The organism is Citrobacter sp. 172116965, assembly GCF_013458095.1.
GTDB lineage: Bacteria > Pseudomonadota > Gammaproteobacteria > Enterobacterales > Enterobacteriaceae > Citrobacter > Citrobacter braakii.
The window spans coordinates 4,819,309-4,838,788 of sequence record NZ_CP046673.1 but is presented as its reverse complement, the minus strand read 5'-3'; the positions used below and the strand labels follow the sequence as shown (position 1 = coordinate 4,838,788).

Sequence of the window (19,480 nt, the reverse complement as noted above, 5' to 3'; positions counted from 1 at the left end):
TCCGCAAGATGGTGTTTAGGAACGGCTCACCCGTAAATGTAAAAATAATGTAAACAACATGCCTGTGAAGCAAAGGTTGCGCAAGAGATATGGATCGTATAATTGAAAAATTAGATAGCGGCTGGTGGATTGTCAGTCATGAGCAAAAGTTATGGTTGCCTCATGGCGAACTGCCTTACGGCGACGCAGCAAGTTTTGATCTGACCGGGCAGCGTGCACTTCCTATAGGCGAATGGGAAGGGGAGACGGTCTGGCTGGTGCAGCAGCAGCGTCGGCACGATATGGGGTCTGTGCGCCAGGTCATTGACCAGGATGTTGGCCTGTTTCAACTGGCCGGACGCGGCGTACAACTGGCCGAGTTCTACCGCTCACATAAATTCTGCGGTTACTGCGGTCATCCCATGCACCCGAGTAAAACGGAATGGGCGATGCTGTGTAGCCACTGTCGAGAACGCTACTACCCGCAAATTGCCCCCTGCATTATCGTCGCTATTCGCCGTGACGACGCTATTCTGCTTGCTCAACATGTTCGCCATCGTAACGGCGTGCATACCGTGCTGGCGGGTTTTGTCGAAGTGGGCGAGACCCTCGAGCAGGCGGTGGCACGCGAAGTCATGGAAGAGAGCGGCATTAAGGTGAAAAACCTGCGCTACGTCACTTCTCAGCCGTGGCCGTTCCCACAGTCTTTGATGACCGCATTTATGGCAGAGTATGATAGCGGCGAAATTGTTATTGACCCGAAAGAACTGCTGGAAGCGAACTGGTATCGCTACGACGATTTACCGCTCCTGCCCCCGCCGGGCACCGTCGCGCGTCGATTGATTGAAGATACTGTCGCCCTCTGTCGGGCAGAGTATGAGTGACACACATGTTACACTGGCGTGAAATAGCTCAAGGAATGGAAAAATGACCGAACTGAAGAACGATCGTTATCTGCGTGCGCTGCTGCGCCAGCCCGTTGATGTCACTCCGGTATGGATGATGCGCCAGGCGGGCCGCTATCTACCGGAATATAAAGCCACGCGTGCCGAAGCGGGCGATTTTATGGCGCTGTGCAAAAATGCCGAGCTGGCCTGCGAAGTCACGCTGCAGCCGCTGCGTCGCTATAAGCTTGATGCGGCGATCCTCTTTTCGGATATCCTGACGATTCCCGATGCGATGGGACTTGGGCTGTATTTTGAAGCCGGAGAGGGCCCACGCTTTACCTCACCGATCGCCAGCAAGGCTGACGTCGACAAACTGCCGATCCCGGACCCGGAAGATGAGCTGGGGTATGTGATGAATGCGGTGCGCACTATCCGCCGTGAACTGAAAGGCGAAGTGCCGCTGATCGGCTTCTCCGGTAGCCCGTGGACACTGGCGACCTATATGGTCGAAGGCGGCAGTAGTAAGGCCTTCACCGTGATTAAAAAGATGATGTACGCCGATCCAAAGGCGCTGCATCTGCTGCTTGATAAGCTGGCGAAGAGCGTCACTCTGTACCTGAACGCGCAGATCAAAGCGGGCGCGCAGTCGGTAATGATTTTCGACACCTGGGGCGGTGTGCTGACCGGTCGCGACTATCAGCAGTTCTCCCTGTATTACATGCACAAAATCGTCGACGGCCTGATGCGCGAGAACGAAGGTCGTCGCGTACCGGTGACGCTGTTCACTAAAGGCGGTGGTCAGTGGCTGGAAGCGATGGCGGAAACCGGCTGTGATGCGTTAGGTCTGGACTGGACCACTGACATTGCCGATGCGCGTCGTCGTGTAGGTCATAAAGTGGCACTGCAGGGCAATATGGATCCGTCCATGCTGTATGCGCCGCCAGCCCGCATCGAAGAAGAGGTGGCGACGATTCTGGCCGGTTTTGGTCAGGGTGAAGGCCATGTCTTTAACCTGGGCCACGGCATTCATCAGGATGTCCCGCCAGAGCATGCGGGTGTCTTTGTGGAGGCGGTACATCGGTTGTCTGAACAGTACCACCGCTAAGGAGTCATTATGGATCTTGCGTCATTACGCGCGCAGCAGCTTGAACTGGCCTCTTCAGTGATCCGCGAGGATCGCCTGAGGAACGATCCACCGGATCTGATCGGCGGGGCGGACGTTGGGTTCGAGCAGGGGGGCGAAGTGACGCGAGCCGCGATGGTCTTACTGAAGTACCCCTCGCTGGAACTGGTTGAATACACGGTGGCGCGAATCGCCACCACCATGCCCTACATTCCTGGCTTTCTCTCCTTTCGCGAAACACCCGCGCTGATGGCCGCCTGGCAGCAGCTTTCGCACAAGCCTGATCTGCTGTTCGTTGACGGTCACGGGATCTCTCACCCTCGCCGTCTGGGCGTGGCCAGCCATTTTGGCCTGCTGGTGGATGTCCCGACGATTGGCGTGGCGAAAAAACGGTTGTGCGGCAAGTTTGAGCCGCTCGCCGCCGAACCTGGAGCGTTAGCGCCGTTGTTGGATAAAGGCGAACAGCTGGCATGGGTTTGGCGCAGCAAAGCACGCTGTAACCCGCTGTTTATCTCTACGGGTCATCGCGTGAACCAGGACAGCGCGTTAGCGTGGGTACAACGCTGTATGAACGGCTATCGTCTGCCGGAACCAACACGCTGGGCAGATGCGGTGGCATCCGAACGCCCTGCTTTTACGCGGCTTGCAGCAAAAACGCCCCATATCGGGTAAACTGCCGCTAATTTCCGTATTTGAGAACTCATCATGTTACAAAATCCGATTCATCTGCGTCTGGAGAAGCTGGAAAGCTGGCAGCACGTCACGTTTATGGCCTGTCTGTGCGAACGCATGTACCCCAACTACGCCATGTTCTGTAAGCAAACCGAATTTGGCGATGGACAAATTTACCGCCGAATTCTGGATTTGATTTGGGAAGCGCTGACGGTTAAAGACGCGAAAATCAATTTCGATAGCCAGTTGGAAAAATTTGAAGAGGCTATTCCTTCAGCAGACGATTACGATCTGTACGGCGTTTATCCGGCGATTGATGCCTGTGTGGCATTAAGCGAACTGATGCATTCGCGTCTTAGCGGTGAAACGCTGGAACATGCAATTGAGGTTAGTAAGGCTTCGATTACGACGGTTGCGATGCTGGAAATGACCCAGGCTGGTCGCGAAATGACCGATGAAGAGCTCAAAGATAACCCGGCCGTTGAGCAAGAATGGGATATTCAGTGGGAAATTTTCCGACTTTTAGCCGACTGTGAAGAACGCGATATTGAGCTGATAAAAGGGCTTCGTGCAGACCTGCGCGAGGCTGGCGAGAGCAATATTGGTATAAATTTTCAGCAATGACACCATAAAACGTGATTTAACGCCTGATTTGTCGTGCCTGAAGGCTTCCCATCCGCCCCCGGTCTGGTCTACATTTGGGGGGCGAAAAAAAGTGGCTATCGGTGCGTGTATGCAGGAGAGTGCTTTTCTGGCATTTCCGTCGCACTCGATGCTTAGCAAGCGATAAACACATTGTAAGGATAACTTATGAACAAGACTCAACTGATTGATGTAATTGCAGACAAAGCAGAACTGTCTAAAACACAGGCTAAAGCTGCTCTGGAATCCACTCTGGCTGCTATTACTGAGTCTCTGAAAGAAGGCGATGCTGTACAACTGGTTGGTTTCGGTACCTTCAAAGTGAACCACCGTGCTGAGCGCACTGGCCGCAACCCGCAGACCGGTAAAGAAATCAAAATTGCCGCAGCTAACGTACCGGCATTTGTTTCTGGTAAAGCACTGAAAGACGCGGTTAAGTAATTCGCGTGGCAGTGAACAGTTTTATCGAAGGGGCGGTTTCGCCCCTTTTGTCCATCTGGCGTCATTCGCTTTGGCTTTCAGGTGTGCTGTTACTGTCTGCCTGTAGTCGCCACTCTGAGCTTCCTCCGTTCACGGCCAGCGGCTATGTTGGCGATCAGGGGGCGGTACGCATTTGGCGTAAAGATTCCAGCGACGATGTTCACTTGCTCTCGGTATTTAGTCCGTGGCGTAAAGGCGATACCACCACCAGTGAATACCGCTGGCAGGGTGATTCGCTCTCGCTGATAGAACTCAACACTTACAGTAAACCACCGGAACATGTCCGTATACGCTTCGATGACCGGGGCGAACTGAGTTTCATGCAGCGTGAAGTCGATGGGCAAAAGCAGCAGCTTTCCAGCGATCAAATTGCTCTTTACCGCTATCGTGCCGATCAAATCCGCCAGACCAGCGATGCGTTGCGTCAGGGACGGGTGATATTGCGTCAGGGACGCTGGCATGCGAATAACACAGTCACGACCTGTGAAGGTGAAACACTGAAGCCCGATCTGGAATCGTGGGCGATAAACCACATTGAGCGCCGCCAGAGCCATTCATCTGTAGAAGTGAGTGTGGCATGGCTGGAAGCGCCCGAAGGGTCGCAGCTACTGCTGGTTGCTAATGAAGATTTTTGTCACTGGCAGCCTACTGCCAAAACCTTCTGAAAACCTGATGCCAGGACATCGGGCCAGATAAGGTGAGGCCGCCATCCGGCAAAAAACGTTTACCAGTGGCCCATTCCCATATGGCCGCCGCGATGGTTGCCGCCACCGCCGCACCCGCCGTAGCCCATTCCCGCTCCGCGAGGTACGCCTGCCTGGGCCATTGCGACATCGCGTTTAACGCGCTGCTCATCCAGTGACTGATTCAACGCCTCCATCTCTTTTGCCACGGCATTAATTTTTGCTGTGTCTGGCGAGCTGGCTGTTAGCAACGCGTTGTACTCATAACGTTTAGAGGTCAGCTGTTGGCGCAAAGCGCTGGTCTGCGAGTAGTAATCATCATAGATTTTCTGCGCGGTAGCCTGCTGCTCAGTGGTCATTGGCGTACCGCCTCGTTGCTGCATTCCATCACCATATCCCCAGTGATTCTGCGCCAGCGCCGGGGTAGAGCCCAACGCGATAAGAGAGAGTGCAATCAGCGCCAGTTTGTTGTTCCGTTTCATGGGTCGTTCTCCTGTTGGTTAGATTACATTTCCTATTGCATCTTCCGTGCCAAAGCGGCAATCCCGGTCCCGCGGGCGTTGTAGTCGTGGCCTTTACAGGGCGACGAGTAAAAATGACTCGCCAGAACGCGCCGGCGGGTCATTTTTACCCGCTACTTTCAGCGGTTTGTGTCTGAGGGCAGGGTTATCACGGAGAAAAAATGGCATGATTTCTGCTGTATACCTGCAACGATGAAAGGAACAGGTGGGATAAAGGGAGAGCGTATGCGTCTTTATAAGGACACGGCGGCCAAGTGGTTGAGCCGACTCTTGCTGGCGGCAATCCTGATTTTGGTCGGTTGGTTTTCGATTATGACCATTCGGGACTATGGGCGGGAAAGCGGCGCCGCGCGGCAAACGCTACTGGAAAAAGGCAGCGTGCTCATCCGCGCTCTGGAGTCTGGTACGCGCGTAGGTATGGGGATGCGCATGCATCATGCTCAACAGCAGACGCTGCTGGAGGAAATGGCCGTACAACCAGGCGTGCTATGGTTTGCCGTCGTTGACGATCATGGCGTCATTATTACTCACAGCAATTCCGCGATGGTCGGTAAAACGCTCTATTCACCGGATGTCCTGCGGCAACTAAGCCCCGGGGAACAAGAAAGCTGGCGGAATATTGACATGCCTACGGGGGACGGTGAAAAAACACCGGTCCTGGAAATTTATCGTCAGTTTCAGCCGATGTATGGTCCAGGACGTCATGGCATGGCGCGCTGTGCCAGCAATGACGGACAGCTTATCCCCCCCGCACAAACCATATTTATCGCTTTTGATGCCAGCGATCTGGCTGCGACTCAGGCAAGAGAGTGGCGTAACACCCTGATCGTCCTGTCTGCGCTGGCGGCCGTGCTGCTGGCCACTGTGCTGACGTTCTTCTGGTATCAACGCTATCAGCGCTCGTACAAAGAACTGCAGGATGCGATGAAGCGTAAAGAAAAACTGATGGCGCTCGGGCATCTGGCGGCCGGGGTCGCGCATGAGATTCGAAACCCGCTTTCATCGATCAAAGGTTTAGCGAAGTATTTTGCCGAACGAACTCCGGCTGGTGGTGAGTCGCATGAGCTGGCGCAGGTGATGGCGAAAGAGGCGGACCGTTTAAATCGGGTGGTGAGCGAGCTGCTGGAGCTGGTGAAACCTGCGCATCTGACGCTGCAACAGGTGGATCTCAATGAGGTCATCACCCACTCATTAAACCTGGTTAGTCAGGATGCGGCAAGTCGGGAAATCCAGCTACGTTTTTCGGCCAGTTCCACGCTGCCCGCTATTCAGGCCGATCCCGACCGACTTACTCAGGTTCTGTTGAATCTGTATCTGAACGCCATTCATGCGATTGGTCGTCAGGGCACGATTACGGTTGAAGCGGGTGAAAGCAGCGGCGATCGCGTTAAAATCGTGGTTACTGATAGCGGGAAAGGGATTGCCGCGGAACAGCTGGAGGCCATTTTTACGCCTTACTTCACGACTAAAGCGGATGGAACCGGCCTTGGGCTGGCGGTAGTGCAGAACATAATTGAACAGCACGGTGGTACCATTCATGTGGCAAGCGTTGAGGGCAAAGGCGCAACCTTTACCCTCTGGCTGCCAACCAACGCGAAACAACAGGATTAACAAGGATGACGCGCGGAAAAATCAATATTCTGGTGGTAGATGACGATATCAGCCACTGCACCATTTTACAGGCGCTGCTGCGCGGCTGGGGTTATGAGGTCGCGCTGGCCTATAGCGGGCAAGCGGCACTGGAACAGGTGCGTGAACGCGTATTTGATTTAGTGCTGTGCGATGTGCGTATGGCGGAGATGGACGGCATCGCAACGCTGAAAGAGATTAAAGCGTTGAATTCGGCGATTCCGGTATTGATCATGACGGCGTTCTCCAGCGTGGAGACCGCCGTTGAGGCGCTGAAAACCGGGGCGCTGGACTACTTAATCAAGCCGCTGGATTTTGATCGCCTGCAGGAGACGCTGGAAAAGGCGCTGGCGCATACGCGGGAAACGGGCGCTGAACTGCCGTCAGGGTCGGCTGCGCAGTTTGGCATGATTGGCAGCAGTCCGGCGATGCAGCAGTTGATCAATGAAATCGCGATGGTTGCGCCCTCGGATGCAACGGTGCTCATTCACGGAGACTCCGGTACGGGGAAAGAGCTGGTGGCCCGGGCGCTGCATGCCAGCAGTGCCCGCTGTGATAAACCGCTGGTGACGCTGAACTGTGCGTCGCTTAATGAGTCGCTGCTGGAGTCCGAACTTTTTGGTCACGAGAAAGGCGCGTTTACCGGCGCGGATAAGCGGCGGGAAGGGCGCTTTGTGGAAGCCGAAGGCGGCACGTTATTTCTTGATGAAATTGGTGATATCTCACCGCTAATGCAGGTGCGTCTGCTGCGGGCAATCCAGGAGCGGGAAGTGCAACGGGTTGGCAGCAACCAGACTATTGCGGTTGATGTCCGGCTGATCGCCGCCACACATCGCGATCTGGCGGAGGAAGTTAACGCCGGGCACTTTCGTCAGGATCTCTACTATCGCCTGAACGTCATCACTATTGAAATGCCAGCGCTGTGCCAGCGTCGGGAAGATATTCCGCTGCTGGCCGAACATTTTCTCCAGCGTTTTGCCACACGTAATCGAAAAGCGGTGAAAGGCTTTACTCCGCAGGCGATGGATCTGCTGATCCACTATGACTGGCCGGGTAATATCCGTGAGCTGGAAAATGCGATTGAGCGTTCGGTGGTGCTGCTAACGGGGGAATATATTTCCGAACGCGAACTGCCGATGGCGATTGCCGCGACACCGATAAAAACGGAATACAGTGGCGAGATCCAACCGCTGGTGGATGTCGAAAAAGAAGTGATTCTGGCGGCGCTGGAAAAAACGGGCGGCAATAAAACCGAAGCCGCCCGTCAGTTAGGTATTACGCGCAAAACGCTGCTGGCTAAGCTCAGCCGTTAGTTTTGCTCACGTTCGATGGCGCGCCAGCCGATGTCGTTACGGCTGAAGCTGCCGTCCCAACGGATGTCGGTCATCAGAGCGTAGGCACGCTGCTGCGCCTCGGCAACGGTGTTGCCCAGCGCGGTGGCGCACAGGACGCGACCGCCGTTGGTCAGCACGCGATCGTCAGCAGACAGTTTGGTGCCCGCGTGGAACACTTTACCGTCAGCGACTTCTTCCAGCGGCAGGCCGTGGATCTCATCGCCAGTATTGTAGTTGCCCGGATAACCGCCCGCGGCAATCACTACGCCCAAAGAGGCGCGTTCGTCCCACTCAGAGGTTTTCTCATCCAGCTTGCCGTCACAGGCGGCAAGGCACAGTTCGACCAGATCCGATTTCATACGCAGCATGATCGGCTGGGTTTCCGGATCGCCGAAGCGGCAGTTGAACTCGATAACCTTCGGGTTGCCCTGTTTGTCGATCATCAGACCTGCGTACAGGAAACCGGTGTAAGTGTTCCCTTCCGCCGCCATGCCTTTTACGGTTGGCCAGATGATGCGTTCCATGGTGCGCTGATGAACGTCGTCAGTCACCACCGGTGCAGGTGAGTAAGCGCCCATACCGCCGGTGTTCGGACCGGTATCGCCGTTGCCCACGCGTTTGTGGTCCTGGCTGGTGGCCATTGGCAGCACGTGCTCGCCGTCAACCATCACGATAAAGCTCGCTTCTTCACCGTCGAGGAACTCTTCGATCACGATACGGTGGCCCGCATCGCCAAAAGCGTTACCTGCCAGCATGTCATGAACGGCGGCTTCGGCTTCCTCCAGCGTCATCGCGACGATAACGCCTTTACCGGCGGCCAGGCCGTCGGCCTTGATAACGATCGGCGCGCCTTTCTCACGCAGATAGGCCAGCGCAGGCTCAATCTCGGTGAAGTTCTGATACTCCGCCGTTGGAATGTTATGACGGGCAAGGAAATCTTTGGTGAAGGCTTTGGAGCCTTCCAACTGCGCTGCACCTTCGGTTGGGCCGAAGATTTTCAGACCGGCGGCGCGAAACGCATCGACCACGCCAATTACCAGAGGCGCTTCTGGGCCAACGATGGTCAGATCGATCTTCTCATTCTGGGCAAAGCTCAGCAGCGCCGGAATATCGGTCACGCCGATTGCCACGTTTTGCAGCGCAGGTTCCAGCGCGGTGCCCGCGTTGCCTGGTGCGACAAATACCGTTTCGACTTTTGGCGACTGCGCCGCTTTCCAGGCCAGCGCGTGTTCGCGCCCCCCGTTGCCAATCACTAATACTTTCATCGTCTGCTCCGTGGATTAATGGCGGAAGTGGCGCATGTCGGTGAACACCATCGCTATGCCGTGCTCGTCGGCGGCAGCAATGACTTCATCATCACGGATAGAACCGCCCGGCTGGATCACGCAGGTCACACCAGCGGCGGCGGCGGCATCAATCCCATCGCGGAACGGGAAGAAAGCGTCGGATGCCATAGAGGAACCTTGAACTTCCAGACCTTCGTCGGCGGCTTTAATCCCGGCGATTTTTGCGGAATATACGCGGCTCATCTGGCCTGCGCCTATACCGATAGTCATGTTCTCTTTGGCGTAAACAATGGCGTTGGATTTTACAAATTTAGCCACTTTCCAGCAGAACAGCGCATCGCGCAGTTCCTGTTCGGTCGGCTGACGTTTGGAAACTACGCGCAGTTCACCTTCGCTCACCATACCCAGGTCACGATCCTGAACCAGCAGACCGCCGTTAACGCGTTTGAAGTCCAGGCCCGGCACACGTTGTGCCCACTGACCGCAGGTCAGCACGCGGACGTTCTGTTTGGCGGCGGTGATTTTCAGTGCGTCTTCGGTTGCGGATGGCGCGATGATCACTTCCACGAACTGACGGGAAATGATGGCTTGAGCAGTTTCGGCATCCAGTTCGCGGTTGAAGGCGATGATGCCGCCGAACGCAGAGGTCGGGTCGGTTTTATAGGCGCGGTCGTAAGCATCGAGAATAGAGGTACTGACTGCCACGCCGCACGGGTTAGCGTGTTTGACGATCACACAGGCTGGCTCGTTGAATTCTTTTACGCACTCCAGCGCCGCATCGGTATCGGCGATGTTGTTGTAGGAAAGTGCTTTGCCCTGTACCTGCTGCGCGGTGGCAACGGACGCTTCTTTAACATTCTCTTCTATATAGAAGGCAGCCTGTTGGTGGCTGTTCTCGCCGTAGCGCATATCCTGCTTCTTAATGAAGTTCAGGTTCAGTGTACGTGGAAAGCGACCGGCGGCTTCTTTGCTTTCGCCGTGGTAGGCCGGAACCATGCTACCGAAGTAGTTGGCAATCATGCTGTCGTAAGCGGCGGTGTGTTCAAAGGCTTTAATCGCGAGATCGAAACGCGTGTCGAGGGTTAGAGAACCGTCGTTGGCATCCATCTCTTTAATAATGGCGACGTAGTCGCTGCTCTTCACAACGATAGCCACATCTTTATGGTTCTTGGCAGCGGAACGCACCATCGTCGGGCCGCCGATATCAATGTTTTCTACCGCATCTTCCAGCGAGCAGCCTTCACGGGCAACGGTCTCGGCGAACGGGTACAGGTTAACAACCACCATGTCGATAGGTGTGATGCCGTGCTGTTCCATAATCCCGTCGTCCTGACCGCGACGACCAAGAATGCCGCCGTGGACTTTCGGATGCAGGGTCTTTACGCGTCCATCCATCATTTCCGGGAAGCCGGTGTAATCGGAAACTTCGGTCACTGGCAGACCTTTCTCAGCTAACAGGCGCGCAGTGCCACCTGTAGACAGCAGCTCCACACCGCGTGCGGAAAGTGCCTGAGCGAATTCGATGATACCGGCCTTGTCAGAAACACTGAGCAGAGCGCGGCGGACTGGACGACGTTGTTGCATGGTAAATCCCCTGGATTTGACTATTACAGAGAGCGTTAGGTGAATTCTTGGCTAAAAACTCAGCTAACGCCCCTTACGGGGCATCCTTGTTGTGCGGGGGCATTGTAACGAAAACGTTTGCGCAACGCTCGCGAATTTTTAATTTTCGATTTTGACCTCTTCTTTTTCCGTTGAAGGATGCTCATATAAACAGAGAAGTGCACAAACGATCGCGTGGTTTGTGGATAACTCTGTGTGTAAATGGGTATAAGGCGGGGTTTTGCTGTGGAATGCAGCGGTCAGTCATTTTTCTGCAATTTAAGGGTTGCGGGCCGCAGGAAACTCCCTATAATGCGCCTCCATCGACACGGCGGATGTGAATCACTTCACACAAACAGCCGGTTCGGTTGAAGAGAAAAACCTGAAAATGAGGGTTGACTCTGAAAGAGGAAAGCGTAATATACGCCACCTCGCGACAGAGCGCTAAAGCGCGTCGCAACTGCTCTTTAACAATTTATCAGACAATCTGTGTGGGCACTCGAAGATACGGATTCTTAACGTCGCAAGACGAAAAATGAATACCAAGTCTCTGAGTGAACACGTAATTCATTACGAAGTTTAATTCACGAGCATCAAACTTAAATTGAAGAGTTTGATCATGGCTCAGATTGAACGCTGGCGGCAGGCCTAACACATGCAAGTCGAACGGTAGCACAGAGGAGCTTGCTCCTTGGGTGACGAGTGGCGGACGGGTGAGTAATGTCTGGGAAACTGCCCGATGGAGGGGGATAACTACTGGAAACGGTAGCTAATACCGCATAACGTCGCAAGACCAAAGAGGGGGACCTTCGGGCCTCTTGCCATCGGATGTGCCCAGATGGGATTAGCTAGTAGGTGGGGTAACGGCTCACCTAGGCGACGATCCCTAGCTGGTCTGAGAGGATGACCAGCCACACTGGAACTGAGACACGGTCCAGACTCCTACGGGAGGCAGCAGTGGGGAATATTGCACAATGGGCGCAAGCCTGATGCAGCCATGCCGCGTGTATGAAGAAGGCCTTCGGGTTGTAAAGTACTTTCAGCGAGGAGGAAGGCATTGTGGTTAATAACCGCAGTGATTGACGTTACTCGCAGAAGAAGCACCGGCTAACTCCGTGCCAGCAGCCGCGGTAATACGGAGGGTGCAAGCGTTAATCGGAATTACTGGGCGTAAAGCGCACGCAGGCGGTCTGTCAAGTCGGATGTGAAATCCCCGGGCTCAACCTGGGAACTGCATCCGAAACTGGCAGGCTAGAGTCTTGTAGAGGGGGGTAGAATTCCAGGTGTAGCGGTGAAATGCGTAGAGATCTGGAGGAATACCGGTGGCGAAGGCGGCCCCCTGGACAAAGACTGACGCTCAGGTGCGAAAGCGTGGGGAGCAAACAGGATTAGATACCCTGGTAGTCCACGCCGTAAACGATGTCGACTTGGAGGTTGTGCCCTTGAGGCGTGGCTTCCGGAGCTAACGCGTTAAGTCGACCGCCTGGGGAGTACGGCCGCAAGGTTAAAACTCAAATGAATTGACGGGGGCCCGCACAAGCGGTGGAGCATGTGGTTTAATTCGATGCAACGCGAAGAACCTTACCTACTCTTGACATCCAGAGAACTTAGCAGAGATGCTTTGGTGCCTTCGGGAACTCTGAGACAGGTGCTGCATGGCTGTCGTCAGCTCGTGTTGTGAAATGTTGGGTTAAGTCCCGCAACGAGCGCAACCCTTATCCTTTGTTGCCAGCGGTCCGGCCGGGAACTCAAAGGAGACTGCCAGTGATAAACTGGAGGAAGGTGGGGATGACGTCAAGTCATCATGGCCCTTACGAGTAGGGCTACACACGTGCTACAATGGCATATACAAAGAGAAGCGACCTCGCGAGAGCAAGCGGACCTCATAAAGTATGTCGTAGTCCGGATTGGAGTCTGCAACTCGACTCCATGAAGTCGGAATCGCTAGTAATCGTGGATCAGAATGCCACGGTGAATACGTTCCCGGGCCTTGTACACACCGCCCGTCACACCATGGGAGTGGGTTGCAAAAGAAGTAGGTAGCTTAACCTTCGGGAGGGCGCTTACCACTTTGTGATTCATGACTGGGGTGAAGTCGTAACAAGGTAACCGTAGGGGAACCTGCGGTTGGATCACCTCCTTACCTTAAAGAAACGTTCTTTGTAGTGCTCACACAGATTGTCTGATGAATGATGAACTTCTGAATGTACTTTCGAGTGCATTAAGAAGTTTTGCTCTTTAAAAATCTGGATCAAGCTGAAAATTGAAACGACACACTGTTTCATTTCTCCGTAAACAAGAAATGAAAAGCGGTGTGTTCGAGTCTCTCAAATTTTCGCAACACTGAAGTGTTTTACGAAACATCTTCGGGTTGTGAGGTTAAGCGACTAAGCGTACACGGTGGATGCCCTGGCAGTCAGAGGCGATGAAGGACGTGCTAATCTGCGATAAGCGTCGGTAAGGTGATATGAACCGTTATAACCGGCGATTTCCGAATGGGGAAACCCAGTGTGATTCGTCACACTATCATTGCGTGAATACATAGCGTAATGAAGCGAACCGGGGGAACTGAAACATCTAAGTACCCCGAGGAAAAGAAATCAACCGAGATTCCCCCAGTAGCGGCGAGCGAACGGGGAGCAGCCCAGAGTCTGAATCAGCATGTGTGGTAGTGGAACGGTCTGGAAAGTCCGACGGTACAGGGTGATAGTCCCGTACACAAAAGTGCATGTGTTGTGAACTCGAAGAGTAGGGCGGGACACGTGGTATCCTGTCTGAATATGGGGGGACCATCCTCCAAGGCTAAATACTCCTGACTGACCGATAGTGAACCAGTACCGTGAGGGAAAGGCGAAAAGAACCCCGGCGAGGGGAGTGAAAAAGAACCTGAAACCGTGTACGTACAAGCAGTGGGAGCCTCTTTATGGGGTGACTGCGTACCTTTTGTATAATGGGTCAGCGACTTATATTCTGTAGCAAGGTTAACCGAATAGGGGAGCCGAAGGGAAACCGAGTCTTAACTGGGCGTTAAGTTGCAGGGTATAGACCCGAAACCCGGTGATCTAGCCATGGGCAGGTTGAAGGTTGGGTAACACTAACTGGAGGACCGAACCGACTAATGTTGAAAAATTAGCGGATGACTTGTGGCTGGGGGTGAAAGGCCAATCAAACCGGGAGATAGCTGGTTCTCCCCGAAAGCTATTTAGGTAGCGCCTCGTGAACTCATCTTCGGGGGTAGAGCACTGTTTCGGCTAGGGGGTCATCCCGACTTACCAACCCGATGCAAACTGCGAATACCGAAGAATGTTATCACGGGAGACACACGGCGGGTGCTAACGTCCGTCGTGAAGAGGGAAACAACCCAGACCGCCAGCTAAGGTCCCAAAGTCATGGTTAAGTGGGAAACGATGTGGGAAGGCACAGACAGCCAGGATGTTGGCTTAGAAGCAGCCATCATTTAAAGAAAGCGTAATAGCTCACTGGTCGAGTCGGCCTGCGCGGAAGATGTAACGGGGCTAAACCATGCACCGAAGCTGCGGCAGCGACACTATGTGTTGTTGGGTAGGGGAGCGTTCTGTAAGCCGTTGAAGGTGGCTGTGAGGTTGCTGGAGGTATCAGAAGTGCGAATGCTGACATAAGTAACGATAATGCGGGTGAAAAACCCGCACGCCGGAAGACCAAGGGTTCCTGTCCAACGTTAATCGGGGCAGGGTGAGTCGACCCCTAAGGCGAGGCCGAAAGGCGTAGTCGATGGGAAACAGGTTAATATTCCTGTACTTGGTGTTACTGCGAAGGGGGGACGGAGAAGGCTATGTTAGCCGGGCGACGGTTGTCCCGGTTTAAGCATGTAGGCGGAGATTCCAGGTAAATCCGGAGTCTTGCTAACGCTGAGGTGTGATGACGAGGCACTACGGTGCTGAAGTAACAAATGCCCTGCTTCCAGGAAAAGCCTCTAAGCATCAGGTAACACAAAATCGTACCCCAAACCGACACAGGTGGTCAGGTAGAGAATACCAAGGCGCTTGAGAGAACTCGGGTGAAGGAACTAGGCAAAATGGTGCCGTAACTTCGGGAGAAGGCACGCTGATATGTAGGTGAAGTGATTTACTCATGGAGCTGAAATCAGTCGAAGATACCAGCTGGCTGCAACTGTTTATTAAAAACACAGCACTGTGCAAACACGAAAGTGGACGTATACGGTGTGACGCCTGCCCGGTGCCGGAAGGTTAATTGATGGGGTTATCCGTAAGGAGAAGCTCTTGATCGAAGCCCCGGTAAACGGCGGCCGTAACTATAACGGTCCTAAGGTAGCGAAATTCCTTGTCGGGTAAGTTCCGACCTGCACGAATGGCGTAATGATGGCCAGGCTGTCTCCACCCGAGACTCAGTGAAATTGAACTCGCTGTGAAGATGCAGTGTACCCGCGGCAAGACGGAAAGACCCCGTGAACCTTTACTATAGCTTGACACTGAACACTGGTCCTTGATGTGTAGGATAGGTGGGAGGCTTTGAAGTGTGGACGCCAGTCTGCATGGAGCCAACCTTGAAATACCACCCTTTAATGGCTGGTGTTCTAACGTAGACCCGTGATCCGGGTTGCGGACAGTGTCTGGTGGGTAGTTTGACTGGGGCGGTCTCCTCCTAAAGAGTAACGGAGGAGCACGAAGGTTAGCTAATCCTGGTCGGACATCAGGAGGTTAGTGCAAAGGCATAAGCTAGCTTGACTGCGAGAGTGACGGCTCGAGCAGGTGCGAAAGCAGGTCTTAGTGATCCGGTGGTTCTGAATGGAAGGGCCATCGCTCAACGGATAAAAGGTACTCCGGGGATAACAGGCTGATACCGCCCAAGAGTTCATATCGACGGCGGTGTTTGGCACCTCGATGTCGGCTCATCACATCCTGGGGCTGAAGTAGGTCCCAAGGGTATGGCTGTTCGCCATTTAAAGTGGTACGCGAGCTGGGTTTAGAACGTCGTGAGACAGTTCGGTCCCTATCTGCCGTGGGCGCTGGAGAATTGAGGGGGGCTGCTCCTAGTACGAGAGGACCGGAGTGGACGCATCACTGGTGTTCGGGTTGTCATGCCAATGGCATTGCCCGGTAGCTAAATGCGGAAGAGATAAGTGCTGAAAGCATCTAAGCACGAAACTTGCCCCGAGATGAGTTCTCCCTGACCCTTTAAGGGTCCTGAAGGAACGTTGAAGACGACGACGTTGATAGGTCGGGTGTGTAAGCGTAGCGATACGTTGAGCTAACCGATACTAATGAACCGTGAGGCTTAACCTTACAACGCCGAAGATGTTTTGGCGAAAGAGACATCGAAATTCAGCTTGATTACAGATTACATCGACAGACCCGAGAGGTGTGTTGATAAACAGAATTTGCCTGGCGGCTGTAGCGCGGTGGTCCCACCTGACCCCATGCCGAACTCAGAAGTGAAACGCCGTAGCGCCGATGGTAGTGTGGGGTCTCCCCATGCGAGAGTAGGGAACTGCCAGGCATCAAACAAGTGAAGAAGCCCATCCTGCCGGATGGGCTTTTTTGCGTCTGCAGGGAGTGATAACTGCCGGATGCAGCGTACCATTTTATCCAGCCCATCATGTTGTAACCGGTGTTCAGGCCTGAGAAGCGCAGCACACCAGGCTCTCCCGGCAGCACATTGCCTGTTGCGCGAACGACGAATAGCATTCTCCTTTTTTCTTTACTGCACTAATCTACAGCAAGGAGCCGTGAAACTTTCTCAACTTGAGGATGCAGGCTCGACATTCGCATGATTCCTGGGTATCTTCAGCTATCTGGATGTCTAAACGTTTAAACGTATGTAGTGAGGTTATCAGGTTATGCCAATTCGCGTGCAGGACGAGCTACCCGCCGTCAATTTCTTGCGTGAGGAAAACGTCTTTGTGATGACGTCATCTCGCGCTTCTGGTCAGGAAATTCGTCCACTGAAGGTGCTCATCCTCAACCTGATGCCCAAGAAGATTGAAACGGAAAACCAGTTCCTGCGTTTACTCTCTAACTCACCGCTGCAGGTAGATGTTCAGCTATTGCGCATTGATGCCCGCGAGTCACGCAACACCCCTACGGAGCATCTGAATAACTTTTACTGTAATTTCGAGGATATCTGCGATCAGAACTTTGATGGGCTAATCGTGACCGGCGCGCCGTTGGGTCTGGTTGAATTTAATGACGTGGCTTACTGGCCGCAGATTAAACAAGTGCTTGAATGGGCGAAAGATCATGTTACATCGACGCTCTTTGTCTGTTGGGCGGTGCAAGCTGCATTAAATATCTTGTACGGAATTCCCAAGCAAACCCGTACGGATAAACTCTCAGGCGTCTATGAGCACCATATTCTTCATCCTCATGCGCTGCTGACGCGTGGATTTGATGATGCGTTCCTGGCCCCGCATTCGCGCTATGCCGATTTTCCTGCTGCCCTTATCAGGGACTACACCGATCTCGAGATTTTTGCCGAAACAGAAGAGGGAGATGCCTACCTGTTTGCCAGCAAAGATAAACGTATCGCCTTCGTAACGGGCCATCCTGAATATGACGCCCATACACTCGGCAGTGAATATTTTCGTGACGTCGAAGCGGGCTTAACGCCGGAAGTGCCCTATAACTACTTCCCAAAAGATGACCCGCAAAATAAACCGCGGGCAACCTGGCGTAGCCACGGCAATCTGTTGTTTACCAACTGGCTCAACTATTACGTTTACCAGATCACGCCATATGATCTACGTCACATGAATCCAACGCTGGATTAATCTTCTGTAACAGACGATCCTTAAGCGTTTCAGCATGTTGAATCAGGCACCTTCGGGTGCCTTTTTTATTTCCGAAACGCACCTCACTGTGTAATTAAATTTTATTTATATTGTTATCAATAGGTTAATTGATAATTAAATTAAAAATGGAAATTGTTTTTGATTTTGAAATTTAAATGAGTAGTCTTAGTTGTGCTGAACGAAAACCGCACAACGATCCTTCGTTCGCATTGGGGATGTGTTTGGATCAATGACGAGGAACTACGCAATGAATCAACAGGCAACGACAACCGATGAACTGATCTTCACCAGGCCGCGTGGCGAACAGGAACAGCAGATTCTGACCGCTGAAGCGGTGGAGTTTCTGACCGAGCTGGTGACAAGATTTACGCCAAAGCGGAATAAACTTCTGGCTGCACGTATCCAGCAGCAGCAGGATATTGATGACGGTAAGTTGCCTGACTTTATTTCGGAAACAGCTTCCATTCGTGAAGGTAACTGGAAAGTTCGCGGTATTCCTGATGATTTACTGGATCGCCGTGTAGAGATTACCGGACCGGTTGAGCGCAAGATGGTTATCAACGCGCTGAACGCGAACGTCAAAGTCTTTATGGCTGATTTTGAAGATTCGCTGGCTCCTGAGTGGAGCAAAGTTATCGACGGGCAGATCAACTTGCGCGATGCAGTCAATGGCACCATTAGCTACACCAACGAAGCCGGTAAAATTTATCAACTCAAACCCAATCCGGCCCTGTTAGTGTGCCGCGTTCGCGGTCTGCATCTGCCGGAAAAACACGTCACCTGGCGTGGCGAATCGATCCCGGGCAGCCTGTTCGACTTCGCCCTCTATTTCTTCCACAACCACAAAACGTTGCTAGCAAAAGGCAGTGGCCCTTATTTCTATCTACCCAAAACGCAGGCCTGGCAAGAAGCGGCATGGTGGAGCGAAGTGTTCAGCTATGCAGAGGATCGCTTTAATCTGCCGCGCGGCACAATTAAAGCGACCCTGCTGATTGAAACGCTGCCAGCCGTTTTCCAGATGGACGAAATTTTGCACGCGCTGCGTGATCACATTGTGGGCCTGAACTGCGGTCGCTGGGACTACATTTTCAGCTATATCAAAACACTGAAGAACCACCCGGATCGCGTGTTGCCGGATCGTCAGGTGGTGACGATGGATAAGCCATTCCTCAGTGCGTATTCGCGTCTGCTGATTAAAACCTGTCATAAACGCGGCGCGTTCGCGATGGGCGGCATGGCCGCGTTCATTCCCAGCAAAGATGCGGAACGTAACAACCAGGTTCTGACCAAGGTAAAAGCGGACAAAGCGCTGGAAGCCAATAACGGTCATGACGGCACATGGATTGCCCATCCAGGACTGGCAGATACCGCAATGGCGGTGTTCAACGACGTACTCGGTGAAAACAAAAATCAGCTGTTCGTGACCCGTGAAGAAGATGCGCCGATTACCGCAGAACAATTGCTGGCACCCTGTGAAGGTGAGCGTACTGAAGAAGGCATGCGTGCCAACATTCGTGTCGCGGTGCAGTACATCGAAGCGTGGATCTCCGGTAATGGCTGCGTACCGATTTATGGTCTGATGGAAGATGCGGCCACCGCCGAAATCTCTCGTACTTCCATCTGGCAGTGGATCCACCACCAGAAAACGCTCAGCAACGGCAAACCGGTTACCAAACCGTTGTTCCGCCAGATGCTGGCCGAAGAGATGTTGGTGATTCAGGACGAACTGGGAGAACACCGCTACAGCAGTGGGCGTTTTGACGATGCCGCGCGCCTGATGGAGCAAATCACCACTTCCGACGAGTTAATTGACTTCCTGACGTTACCGGGCTACCGCCTGTTGGCCTAATTTACC

General features: G+C 53.5%; 13 protein-coding genes and 3 rRNA genes. 13 read left to right on the top strand and 3 right to left on the bottom strand.

Annotated elements, in window-relative coordinates; translation table 11 throughout:
• Positions 1–89 precede the first annotated feature (89 nt).
• From nudC to GPJ68_RS23395, 6 genes are all read left to right on the top strand, one after another.
• On the top strand, positions 90–863 hold the full coding sequence (nudC, locus tag GPJ68_RS23420) for an NAD(+) diphosphatase (RefSeq protein WP_016155312.1): 774 nt from the start codon (positions 90–92) through the stop codon (positions 861–863).
• 43 nt (positions 864–906) lie between these two features.
• The gene (gene hemE, locus GPJ68_RS23415) at positions 907–1,971 is read left to right on the top strand and encodes a uroporphyrinogen decarboxylase (protein ID WP_046276272.1); all 1,065 of its coding nucleotides are present in this window, start codon (positions 907–909) and stop codon (positions 1,969–1,971) included.
• Positions 1,972–1,980: 9 nt separating this feature from the next.
• A complete protein-coding gene (gene nfi, locus GPJ68_RS23410; protein WP_047359002.1) occupies positions 1,981–2,661 on the top strand; it encodes a deoxyribonuclease V in 681 nt (226 codons plus the stop codon).
• 33 nt (positions 2,662–2,694) lie between these two features.
• Positions 2,695–3,285: a YjaG family protein gene (locus GPJ68_RS23405; RefSeq protein ID WP_008787112.1), complete on the top strand. Its 591-nt coding sequence runs from the start codon at positions 2,695–2,697 to the stop codon at positions 3,283–3,285.
• Positions 3,286–3,471: 186 nt separating this feature from the next.
• The gene (gene hupA, locus GPJ68_RS23400) at positions 3,472–3,744 is read left to right on the top strand and encodes a nucleoid-associated protein HU-alpha (protein ID WP_001044509.1); all 273 of its coding nucleotides are present in this window, start codon (positions 3,472–3,474) and stop codon (positions 3,742–3,744) included.
• An 11-nt stretch (positions 3,745–3,755) separates the two neighbouring features.
• Positions 3,756–4,448, top strand: a complete 693-nt coding sequence (locus tag GPJ68_RS23395) for a DUF1481 domain-containing protein (protein WP_047359007.1) — start codon at positions 3,756–3,758, stop codon at positions 4,446–4,448.
• A 59-nt stretch (positions 4,449–4,507) separates the two neighbouring features.
• Here the strand turns inward: GPJ68_RS23395 and zraP are convergent, their stop codons facing one another.
• Positions 4,508–4,948, bottom strand: coding sequence for a zinc resistance sensor/chaperone ZraP (gene zraP, locus GPJ68_RS23390; protein WP_101701278.1), 441 nt, complete (start codon positions 4,946–4,948; stop codon positions 4,508–4,510).
• A gap of 264 nt (positions 4,949–5,212) precedes the next feature.
• Here zraP and zraS point away from each other — a divergent pair, with 264 nt between their 5' ends.
• Positions 5,213–6,598, top strand: a complete 1,386-nt coding sequence (gene zraS, locus GPJ68_RS23385) for a two-component system sensor histidine kinase ZraS (RefSeq protein ID WP_104652258.1) — start codon at positions 5,213–5,215, stop codon at positions 6,596–6,598.
• A 5-nt stretch (positions 6,599–6,603) separates the two neighbouring features.
• Complete coding sequence (gene zraR / locus GPJ68_RS23380; RefSeq protein ID WP_049282587.1) at positions 6,604–7,929, top strand: sigma-54-dependent response regulator transcription factor ZraR; 1,326 nt, start codon at positions 6,604–6,606, stop codon at positions 7,927–7,929.
• On the opposite strand, the gene purD is transcribed toward zraR, so the two are convergent.
• On the bottom strand, positions 7,926–9,215 hold the full coding sequence (purD, locus tag GPJ68_RS23375) for a phosphoribosylamine--glycine ligase (RefSeq protein ID WP_016157951.1): 1,290 nt from the start codon (positions 9,213–9,215) through the stop codon (positions 7,926–7,928). The two genes, zraR and purD, sit on opposite strands and share 4 nt — an antisense overlap.
• Positions 9,216–9,230: 15 nt before the next feature.
• On the bottom strand, positions 9,231–10,820 hold the full coding sequence (purH, locus tag GPJ68_RS23370) for a bifunctional phosphoribosylaminoimidazolecarboxamide formyltransferase/IMP cyclohydrolase (protein ID WP_104652259.1): 1,590 nt from the start codon (positions 10,818–10,820) through the stop codon (positions 9,231–9,233).
• A gap of 619 nt (positions 10,821–11,439) precedes the next feature.
• Here purH and GPJ68_RS23365 point away from each other — a divergent pair.
• From GPJ68_RS23365 to aceB, 5 genes are all read left to right on the top strand, one after another.
• A 16S ribosomal RNA gene (locus GPJ68_RS23365) occupies positions 11,440–12,981 on the top strand.
• A 234-nt stretch (positions 12,982–13,215) separates the two neighbouring features.
• Positions 13,216–16,120: ribosomal RNA gene (locus GPJ68_RS23360) — 23S ribosomal RNA — on the top strand.
• A 98-nt stretch (positions 16,121–16,218) separates the two neighbouring features.
• Positions 16,219–16,334: ribosomal RNA gene (gene rrf / locus GPJ68_RS23355) — 5S ribosomal RNA — on the top strand.
• Together the 16S, 23S and 5S rRNA genes form the textbook arrangement of a ribosomal RNA operon.
• Positions 16,335–16,674: 340 nt before the next feature.
• Positions 16,675–17,604 carry a homoserine O-succinyltransferase gene (gene metA, locus GPJ68_RS23350; protein WP_016155321.1) on the top strand — a complete coding sequence of 310 codons (930 nt, stop codon included), beginning with the start codon at positions 16,675–16,677 and terminating at the stop codon, positions 17,602–17,604.
• Between the two features lie 268 nt (positions 17,605–17,872).
• Complete coding sequence (gene aceB / locus GPJ68_RS23345; protein WP_053389653.1) at positions 17,873–19,474, top strand: malate synthase A; 1,602 nt, start codon at positions 17,873–17,875, stop codon at positions 19,472–19,474.
• Positions 19,475–19,480: the final 6 nt, after the last annotated feature.